This window comes from uncultured Oscillibacter sp. (genome assembly GCF_947654275.1).
GTDB lineage: Bacteria > Bacillota > Clostridia > Oscillospirales > Oscillospiraceae > Oscillibacter.
In genome coordinates this window covers 1-8,232 of the sequence record NZ_CANTJS010000081.1, presented here as the reverse complement: position 1 = coordinate 8,232, position 8,232 = coordinate 1, and the positions used below count along the sequence as shown (strand labels likewise).

Genomic DNA, 8,232 nt, shown 5'->3' with positions numbered 1-8,232 from the left:
CATATTTCCTATTTTATCTCTTTGAATCCAATTTTGCAAAATTGATTTCCGTGCCGGCGGGGCGTGTCCCATTTGGAGATTTTATGCAGGGGGCTGTCCCAGCCTGTCTTCCGGGAACCTGGCGCTTCCGAAAAGGGGGCAGAGCCTGCCTTCTGCACCGCGTTCCCCTGATAAAATGCGTAAATGGACGCTCCCTGCCGGCAAAAAAGCATTGACAAAAAAAGCCGCTTCGGTTATGATAAGCAGGACATGTATCAAGACACTGGTCAACTACATGAAGAAAGAGACGGAACATCGTCATGGAACACAGCTTTCAAGCCTTTCTGAAGCGCAAGAACATTGTCATATCTGCCCGGCGCTACGGCATTGATGCCCTGGGCGCCATGGCGCAGGGCCTGTTCTGCTCCCTGCTCATCGGCACCATTCTGAACACGCTGGGCGCTCAGTTCCACATCGGCTTCCTCACCGCCAAGCTCATCACCATCAATGAGGTAGGCTATACCATCGGCGGCATGGCCTCCTTCATGAGCGGCTCGGCCATGGCCGTGGCCATTGGCTATGCCCTCCAGGCCCCGCCCATGGTCCTCTTCTCCCTGGCGACGGTGGGCTACGCCTGCAACGCCCTGGGCGGAGCCGGCGGGCCCCTGGCGGTGCTGTTTGTGGCTATCATTGCCGCCGAGTGCGGCAAGGCCGTCAGTAAGGAGACAAAGGTGGACATTCTGGTGACCCCCATTGTCACCACCCTGGCCGGCATCGGCGCGGCCTGGGTCATTGCTCCCCCCATCGGCAGAGCCGCCAGCGCCCTGGGGCAGATCATCATGTGGGCCACGGAGCTCCAGCCCCTCCTGATGGGCATTCTCGTGTCCGTGCTGGTGGGGGTGGCTCTGACCCTGCCCATTTCCTCCGCCGCCATCTGCTCCGTGCTGGGCCTGACGGGACTGGCCGGAGGGGCCGCCGTGGCGGGCTGCTGCGCACAGATGGTGGGCTTCGCCGTCATGAGCTTCCGGGAAAACGGCTGGGGGGGCCTTGTGAGCCAGGGCATCGGCACATCCATGCTGCAAATGCCCAACATCGTGAAAAACCCCCGGGTCTGGATTGCACCCACACTGACCTCCGCCATAACCGGGCCCCTTGCCACCTGTTTGTTCAGGCTGGAGATGAACGGCGCGGCCATCAATTCCGGTATGGGCACCTGCGGCTTCTGCGGCCAGCTGGGGGTCTGGACCGGCTGGGTGTCCCCCAGCGAGACGGCCATTGCCAACGGCGCCGCCGCCATCGCCCCCACGGCCTTTGACTGGCTGGGTCTGATTCTGATTTCCTTCGTTCTCCCCGCCGTGCTGGCGCCCCTCATCAATCAGGCCTGCCGGCGGCTGGGCTGGGTGAAGGACGGGGACCTGACCCTGGCGGGCTGAGGGAATGAGGAATTAGGAATGAGGGATTAGGAATTGGAAATTAAGAATTAGGGATTAGGAATGAGGAGTTTTTGCAAACTGCGGATAAAGAGCGGAGAGATCGGGAATTTCCCGGTCTCTCCACTCTTTTTTCAGGGAAAAGTCCCCCTTTCCTTTCCCGACGGGTTTTTCTCCCCTGAACCGGTACAATGGTGGAAAATTCCGCTTTCAGGAGGGACAGGCTGTGGGACAGATGACATTGGAACGGGCTCGCCGGGGACGGCTGCCGGTCTGGGGGGTTCGCTTTTTCCTGACCGGCGCACTGGCTGCCGTCCAGACGCCGGCGGGCTTTGCCCCCTTTGCGCTGGGCTGTGTGTCGGCGGCGGGACCGGGGAGCTGCGGCGGGGCCGCCCTGGCAGGGGCCGCTGCCGGTGCGGCGCTGTTTCTGAACTTTACACAGGCCCTGCCCTTTCTGGCGGTGGCCATATTGATTCTCACCGCCTCCACCGCCCTCCAGGGCTGGGCTCTGGCGCGGCCCCGGGCCTCGGCTCTCACGGCGGCGGGGCTGTTTCTGGCGGTGAACGGCATCTATGTGATTCAGTCCCTCTCCCCCTGGGCGGACCTGGGGCCCTGTCTGGGGGCGGCGGGACTGACGGGGGCGGCGGCCTGGCTGTTCCGGCCCCTGTTCCGCCGGGGCGAGGGCCGGAATCCGGCGGACGGCCTGCTGGCGCTGCTGGCGGCGCTGCTGCTGGGTCTGGCGGATTTTGAGGTGCTGGGCTTCTCGCCGGGCCGGGGGCTGCTGTGCCTTCTGGCGGTCTGGGCCGCCTATGACCGGGGGCCTGCCGCAGGGACGGCGGCGGCGCTGCTGCTGGGTCTGGCGGCGGACCTCTGCGGACTTCAGGGCGGGTCCTTCACCGCCGCGTGGGGTTTGGCGGGCCTGGCGGCGGGGAGCTTCGCGGGCCGTCGGGCCCTGGCGGCGCTGGCGGCCTTGGCGGCGGTGACGGCGGGGGTTCTGGCCGGAAATGTTCCGGGTCTTCTGCCGGAGACGGCGGCGGCCATGGCTGTCTTCCTGGCGCTGCCCCGTCGGCTGATGGGGGGCAGGAGAACCAGCCGGGAGCCCTTGGACCGGCAGGGGCGGAGCGGCGTCCGCGGACCGGCAGATGACCAGGAGACCGGGACCCGGCGGCGGGAACAGGGAAGCGTCCTCCGCGGTCTGGAACGGACGGGGGCCTGCGGAACGGCGGAAGACCAGGGGACCGGGACCCGACGGCGGGAACAGCGGAATCCCCTCCGCTGGCCGGGCCGGGGAGAACGGACAGGGTCCCGAAGAACGGCGGAGGAAACGGAGGGGGCGGTCCGCTGGCGAAAGCAGCTGGACCGGGCGGCGGCGGCCCTTCGGGATCTCTATGACAGCCTGGGACGGGGCGTACCCGCCTCCGGCGACGAAAACCCCGCCATTATCTTCGACCGGGCGGCGGAACGGGTCTGCCGGAGCTGCTCCCTCTGTGAGCTGTGCTGGCAGAGAGAGTATACAGGAACCTTCAACGCGCTGAACGACGCCACACCCTATCTGCTGGAGCGGGGCCGGGTGCTGGCCAGGGATTTTCCCGTCTATTTTACAGGCCGCTGCATCCACCTGACGGAGTTTATGACCGCCGTCAACGGCGAGCTGTCCGCGTTTCTGCTCCGGCGGCAGTACCGGCGGCAGCTGGAGGAGACCCGGCGCAGCGCCCGGGGCCAGTATGCCCAGCTCTCCGAGCTGCTCACTGCCACCGCCGCCGGGCTGACGGCCCCGGCCTCCGGGACGGCGGAGAGCGGGGTCTGCCGTGTGGGTGCGGTGCTCCGGCCCAGGGAGGGAGAGACCGTTTGCGGGGACACGGTGACGTCCTTCCGCACGGACGGAGGCCTGTGGTGCCTGCTGCTGGCCGACGGCATGGGCAGCGGCGAGCCCGCCCGGAAGGAGTCCGCCATGATCTGCCGCCTGCTCCAGCAGTTCCTGGAGGCGGGGGTGGCCCCGGCGGCGGCGCTGAAGACGCTGAACTCCGCCATGGCCCTCCGGGGGACGGAGACCGGCACATTTACCACCATTGACCTTTGTGTATACGACCCCGGAGCCGGGGAAGCGGTATTTTATAAATTCGGCGCGGCCCCCAGCTATCTGAAAAAGGGCGGCGTGGTCCGGCGGATTACCGGCGGCAGCCTGCCGGCGGGGCTCCAGGGGGGAGCGGCCGCCCCGGATGTGACCCGGGCGTCACTGGACCCCGGCGGCTTTGCCGTGATGATCAGCGACGGCGTGGCGGACCCGGAGGAGGACGAGTGGCTGATGAATCTGCTGGCGGGCTGGTCCGGGGAGGACCCCCAGGTTCTGGCGGGGCTGATTTTGCAGGAGAGCGTCCGCCGGGAAAAGCTCCGGGACGACTGCGGCGTACAGGTGCTCTACCGGCCGCCGGAGAGTGTCCGGGAGGTCTGAGAATCTGCGTGTATGACACTTGGCGGACCTCTTCCGCCGGGGTGTCTGCCCTGTTTTGGGGGTAGCCGCGCCCGGCGGCGTTCCTGCCTGGGGGCTTAAGCAGCCGGGCTTGAAAAGAGTGGGGAACAGAAGAGGACCCGGAACCGCTTCCAGCGGTTCCGGGTCCGGTGCTGGGAGGAGAAATCAGCCGTCCTCCGCCATTTTCCGATATCTGGCGTAGCAATCCTTAGCATCCTGAACCGCCTGGGCATAGAGGCTGTCCGCCCGGTCCGGGAAATTGTTCCGCAGGGAGGCGTAACGGTTTTCACCCATAAGGTATTCCATCAGCCTGCCGGTGTCGGGTTCGGGAGAATCCAGCTGGAAGGGATTTTCCCCCTGGGCGGCGCGGCGGGGGTCATACCGGTAGAGATGCCAGTAGCCGCATTCCACTGCTTTCTTCATTTCGTCCTGAGTGCAATTCATGCCCGCCTTGATTCCGTGCTCCAGGCAGGGGCAATAGGCAATCACCAAGGAGGGGCCGGGATAGGACTCCGCCTCCCGAAGGGCCTTTAAGGTCTGGGCCGGATCATAGCCCATGGCTACCTGGGCCACATAGACATAGCCATAGGTCATGGCAATGGCGCCCAGATTCTTCTTTTTGATTTCTTTGCCGCCGGCATTGAACTTGGCCGTGGCGGCGGAGGGGGTGGCCTTGGAGGTCTGTCCTCCGGTGTTGGAGTAAACCTCGGTGTCCAGAACCAGCAGATTGATGTCCTGATTCTGAGCGATGACATGGTCAATACCCCCAAAGCCGATGTCATAAGCCCAGCCGTCGCCGCCAATGGCCCAGATAGATTTCTTGGCCAGGAATTCCCGGTTGTCAAGGATATACGCGGCGTCCTCCGTTCCAGGGGTCTGCTCCAGGGCGGCGATCAGTCCGTCGGAAACGGCCCGGGACTGCGCCGGATCATTCCAGTTGTCCAGATACGCGTTCACAGCCTCCACTGCGATGCCGCCGGCCTTCAGACGCTCCAGCCGCGCCAGCAGCTCCCTGCGGATGGCGTCCTGGGCATGGAAGTAGCCAAAGGCAAATTCGGCGTTGTCCTCGAACAGGGAGTGCTCCCAGGCAGGGCCGAAGCCCCGGCTGTCACGGCAGTAGGGCAGAATGGGAGCGCCGCCGCTGACAGCGGAGGAGCATCCGGCGGAATTGCAGGAATACATGCGGTCGCCCACCAGCTGACTGACCATCTTGATATATGTGGTCTCGGCACAGCCGGCGCAGGCGGCAGAGAATTGGAAATAGGGCTTGGCAAATTGGAGATTTTTGACGCTGCCGCTGTGAGCGGCGTCCTTTTTCAGGTATGCATCGTCCATTACGAACCGGTCAAAATTCTCCTGCTGGCCGGTTTGCTCCTTAAAGGGCTTCATGACCAGGGCTCCCTTGCCGGCGGCGGGGCAGACGGTCAGGCACACGCCGCAGCCCAGGCAGTCATACGGGGATACCTGCATTCGGAAGGAATAAGCGGGAACATCCTTCCCGAGCCCTCTGGCGGGAACCGTCTCAAAGGAAGCGGGAGCCTGGGCCCGCTCCTCCTCAGTCAGCAGGACGGGACGGATTGCGGCGTGGGGACAGGCCATGGCGCAGCGGTTGCACTGAATGCAGGCCCCGGCGTCCCACTGGGGAACATAGTCCGCGATGCCCCGCTTGATATAGGCGGAGGTGCCGTTTTCCCAGGAACCGCCCAGAACGCCGTGCTTTTTGAACACGGATACCGGCAGCCGGTCGCCCTCCTGCCGGGTCATGGGAAGCACGATGTCCCGAACAAAGGGCGTAACGCCTGAGGGCTCCGGAGACGGAGCATCGGGAGCGCCGGCCCAGGAATCGGGAATGTCTACCCTCACGGCCCCGTGAACGCCCAGGTCCACCGCCTGGTTGTTCAGGTCCACAACCCTTTGCCCGGCCTTTTTGAAATAGGAGCTGTAGTTGTTTTTCTTCATGTCCTCTACAGCCAGCTCCATAGGAATGACCTCGGTCAGGGCGAAGAACGCCGCCTGAAGAATGTTGTTGGTCCGTTTGCCGAGGCCGACGCCGGAAGCCAGAGCGGCGGCGTCAATGATGTAGAATTGCGCATGTTTCCGGCAAAGGTCCCGCTTCATCTTTCCGGGGAGATGGGCGTCCAGTTCCTCAGCGGACCAGGGGCAGTTGAGAAGATAGGTGCCCCCTTCCTTCAGGTCCCCGGTCGTATCATATTTCGTTATGTAGGAAGGGGCGTGGCAGGCCACAAAATCGGCGGCGGATACCAGATAGGTGCTGCGAATGGGCTGGTCGCCGAAGCGCAGGTGGCTCTGGGTCAGGCCTCCGGATTTCATGGTATCATATGAGAAATAGGCCTGGGCAAACTTACCGCCTACCAGTCCGATGGTGCTGATGGCGTTTTTATTGGCGCCCACAGTACCGTCGCCGCCCAGACCCCACAGCTTGCAGCTGATCTGACCGGGATGCGGCAGTTCCACCTCCTTATATTCCAGGGAGGTATGGGTGACATCGTCGTTGATGCCAATGGTAAAATCGTGTTTGGGCGCGTCTTTTTGGAGATTCTCAAAGACGGCAATGAGCTGGCCGGGCGTGGTATCCTTAGAGGACAGGCCGTAGCGCCCGCCCACAACCTGGATGCCGCCGCGCCCCGCCTGATTCAGAGCGGAAACTACATCCAGATACAAGGGTTCGCCTACGGACCCCATTTCCTTGCTGCGGTCCAGCACGGCGATTTTTTTCACCGAGGCTGGTATGGCAGCAGCAAAGTGCTCTACGGAGAAGGGCCGGAACAGATGAATCTGCACCAGGCCCACCTTGCGGCCCCGGGCGTTCAGATAATCCACGGTTTCCTTCACCGCCTCGGAGGCGGAGCACATGACAACAATGACCTCTTCCGCGTCCTCTGCGCCGTAGTAGTTGAACAGGCGGTAATCCCGGCCTGTCAGCCTGTTGATCTGATCCATATAGTGCTGTACAACGCCGGGAACGGAGGCGACGGTCTCGTTGGCTCCCTCCTTGCATTGGAAATACACATCGGGATTGACATTGTTGCCCCGGTTGGTGGGATGCTCCGGGTTCAGGGACTGGCGGCGGAATGCCTGAATGGCGTCGTGATCTATCAGCGCCTTCAGATCCTCGTAGTCCAGGACCTCAATGCGCTGCATCTCATGGGAAGTGCGGAAGCCGTCAAAGCAGTGCATAAAGGCGTATCCGGCCCGGACAGAGGACAGATGGGCGACCGCCGCCAGATCCATGGCCTCCTGGGGAGAGGAGGACATCAGCATGGCGTAGCCGGTGGTCCGGCAGGTCATGAAGTCCGTGTGATCTCCAAAAATGGAGTGGTGATTGCTGGTAACCACCCGGGAGGCGATATGCATGACGTTGGGAAGGAACTGGCCGCCCATGGCGTACATAGCGGGAATCATCAGCATGAGCCCCTGGGAGGAGGTGAAGGTGGTGGTCAGAGCGCCTGCCTGGGCCGCGCCATGGCAGGCGCCTGCCGCTCCGGCCTCGGACTGCATCTGAATCACGTCCACCGTGGAGCCGAAGATGTTTTTCCTTCCCTTGGCGGACCATTCGTCAACCTTCTCCGCCATGGGAGAGGACGGCGTGATGGGATAGATGGCCGCCACTTCTGTGAAGGCGTAGGCTGTATGTGCCGCCGCCGTGTTGCCGTCCATGACGGCATAGCGTTTTTTTCCCATTGTTAAATTCCTCCTTTTATTTTACAGCAGACATCAATATTCCCGGCAAGGGGCCGCCGCCAACCGCCCTCAGGGGGCCGCCCGTTTTGGCGGCGGAAGTATAAACGGTTCGTTTCCCGGACGGACAGCCGTTCACAGCGCGAAGGCGGTCACATCGGCCCTGGCAGCCTGCAAAAAGAGATGAGTGTCGCAGCTGTACCCGATGAACCTGACGCCCAGATCCCGCCAGCGTATGCCGCCCTCCACCGTGTCGGCAAAGCAGCCGACCTTGATCCCCTTGCGTTCGGCGGCGCTGATGATTCGCCGGATGCAGGCAGTCACGTCGGGGTGGTCAATCTCGCCTACATGGCCCAGGGAGGCGGACAGGTCATAGGGCCCGACAAATACCACGTCCACGCCAGGCACGTCCAGAATTTCCTCCAGATTCTCCACCGCCCGTGTTCCCTCGGCCTGGAGAATTACCATGGTGTCCTGGGCTCTGGAAAAATACTCGCTGCCGGGAATTGCCCCGAATCCGGCGGACCGCACAAAGCGGCAGGCTCCCCGTGTGCCGATGGGGGAGAACTTGGCGGCAGACACGGCCGCCCGTGCCTGCTCCGCGGTGTCGATCTGAGGAATCATCAGCGCTCCGGCGCCCACGTCCAGGGCCTG

At 63.3% G+C, this 8,232-nt stretch carries 4 protein-coding genes; 2 read left to right on the top strand and 2 right to left on the bottom strand.

The window, feature by feature from the left end; genetic code table 11:
- The first annotated feature begins 299 nt into the window (after nt 1-299).
- The gene (locus Q0063_RS13795) at nt 300-1,412 is read left to right on the top strand and encodes a PTS transporter subunit IIC (RefSeq protein WP_297872538.1); all 1,113 of its coding nucleotides are present in this window, start codon (nt 300-302) and stop codon (nt 1,410-1,412) included.
- Between the two features lie 232 nt (nt 1,413-1,644).
- Nucleotides 1,645-3,861 carry a SpoIIE family protein phosphatase gene (locus tag Q0063_RS13790; protein ID WP_297872539.1) on the top strand — a complete coding sequence of 739 codons (2,217 nt, stop codon included), beginning with the start codon at nt 1,645-1,647 and terminating at the stop codon, nt 3,859-3,861.
- 183 nt (nt 3,862-4,044) lie between these two features.
- Here the strand turns inward: Q0063_RS13790 and nifJ are convergent, their stop codons facing one another.
- Both nifJ and Q0063_RS13780 read right to left on the bottom strand, forming a co-directional pair.
- The gene (gene nifJ, locus Q0063_RS13785; RefSeq protein ID WP_297872537.1) at nt 4,045-7,581 is read right to left on the bottom strand and encodes a pyruvate:ferredoxin (flavodoxin) oxidoreductase; all 3,537 of its coding nucleotides are present in this window, start codon (nt 7,579-7,581) and stop codon (nt 4,045-4,047) included.
- Between the two features lie 132 nt (nt 7,582-7,713).
- The coding region (locus tag Q0063_RS13780; protein WP_297872536.1) for an HpcH/HpaI aldolase/citrate lyase family protein at nt 7,714-8,232 on the bottom strand (519 nt) is incomplete at its 5' end.